Annotated in this window: 1 protein-coding gene; it reads left to right on the forward strand. The window is 32.4% G+C overall.

Features of this window, described 5'->3' with window-relative positions:
• The first annotated feature begins 118 nt into the window (after window positions 1–118).
• A complete protein-coding gene (gene sppA / locus ACN4EE_RS22970; protein WP_431708836.1) occupies window positions 119–1,903 on the forward strand; it encodes a signal peptide peptidase SppA in 1,785 nt (594 codons plus the stop codon).
• Window positions 1,904–2,123 lie beyond the last annotated feature (220 nt).

The raw sequence follows: 2,123 nt of genomic DNA on the forward strand, positions 1-2,123 counted from the left end.
TTGATACAAAGCCTCAAAACCTTGATTTTTGTCATTTATTCACTCTTCCCTTTTCCCTCTTCCCTCTTCCCTATCTTCATCAAAAGACTTTTTCAGCAACCCCTATTTACTAAATCTTATGAAAAAATTTTTACAACAAACTTTTGCTAGTTTTATCGGCAGTCTAGCAGGGTTATTTTTCTTTTTTGCCATTAGTGGCGGGGGATTATTAATCTTTTTTCTAGCTTTATTATTATCTAGCAATACTCCCAAAATTGAAAGTCAATCTGCTTTAATTTTTAACCTCAATACTCAAATTAGTGATGCTCAATCTGATAGTAGTTTATCTTCTTTAGTTAATAGCGAAAATATCCCTACTTTAACCTTACGAGATATAACTTTAGCCATCAATAAAGCCTCAAAGGACGATCGAATTGTTGCGTTATATTTAGATGGTAGTAGGGGTAATATTAATACTGGATTTGCTAGTTTAACGGAGATTAGAACTGCTCTTGAAAACTTTAAAGCTAGTGGCAAAAAAATCATCGCCTATAACGTTTTTCTAGGAGAAAAAGACTACTTTTTAACTTCCATTGCCGATGAAATTCATCTTAATCCTATGGGAGCGATGGAAATGAATGGTTTTGCTAGTTCACAATTATTTTTTGCGTCTGGATTAGAAAAATATGGTATTGGTTTACAAGTAACTAGAGTAGGTAAATTTAAGTCGGCGGTTGAACCTTTTACTCGTAATAATTTTAGTCCTGAAAGCAAAATTCAAACTTTAGAACTATTAGATGATTTATGGGATTCTTATTTACAAGAAACGGTAAAAAATCGCCCTTTAAAAGTAGGGGAAGTTAATAATATTGCTGATAATAAAGGTATTTTACAAGCTCAAGAAGCGAAAAATTTAAAATTAGTTGATAATCTATTTTACCAAGATCAAGTTATCGATCGACTTAAAGAAATTACAAATAGTAAAGATCAAGATTCTTTTCGTCAAATTACCATTACAGATTATTTAAGTGCCAATACTTCTACCCCTCAAACCAATAAAATCGCCATTCTTTATGTGGAAGGTTCGATCGTGGATGGACAGGGTAGAATATCGGAAGTAGGTAGCACTCGTTTTGTCGGTGAAATTAGGAAAATACGCCAAGATAAAGACATTAAAGGTGTCGTGGTTAGAATCAATAGCCCCGGTGGAAGTGCCGTTGCTTCGGAATTAATTTTAAGGGAATTACAATTAACCGCTCAAGAAAAACCTGTGGTAATTTCTATGGGAGATGTTGCCGCTTCTGGTGGTTATTGGATAGCGACTGCCGGAGAGAAAATTTTTGCTAGTAATAAAACTATTACAGGTTCGATCGGGGTTTTTGGTTTATTATTTAATCTCGAAAATATTGCTAATAAAAATGGTATTAATAATGACGTCGTAAAAACTAATAAATTTGCTGATTTAAACAATTCATTTAAGCCTAAAACGGAAGTAGAATTAGCGATTATTCAAGACAGTGTTGACAATATTTATGAGTTATTTTTAGAAAGAGTTGCTCAAGCTCGAAATTTGCCCATTTCTAAAGTAGCAGATATTGCTCAAGGTAGAGTTTGGTCTGGTAAATCTGCTCTCAAAGTTGGTTTAATTGATGATATTGGTGGATTAGATTCCTCGATCGAATATTTAAAGGAAAAGCTACAGTTAAATAATAATTATGACATAGTTTCTTTTCCCGAAAGAAGAACATGGGAAACAGAATTATTAGAGAGATTAAATAATGCTCAAATAGCAGGAAATTTAACGAATCAAGAAACGTTAGCTAAAATTATTTGGGAATTAAACACTGAATTAAGTCTCACAGAAATTTTACAAAATCCCCATCAAATTTATAGCATTTTACCCTATAAACTAAATATTAAATAGACTTGTGGGAGAAAAACCAAAGCGTTTTCAACGTTGAGGTAAAATTGCATTTTATCATTTCAATTTATTGAACGAAAACTATTAGCTTTGTCAATTTATTGCAAAGTGAGTTTTTAACTTAAATAAAGAAAGAAGTCCCACACTGTATTTTTCGGTCAAAAAACTCTTACAAAATCAGTGTGGGATGAATGTTTCGACTACGCTCAACACAAGTTTCGAT

Source organism: Geminocystis sp. CENA526 (assembly GCF_050753365.1).
Classification (GTDB): Bacteria; Cyanobacteriota; Cyanobacteriia; order Cyanobacteriales; family Cyanobacteriaceae; genus Geminocystis.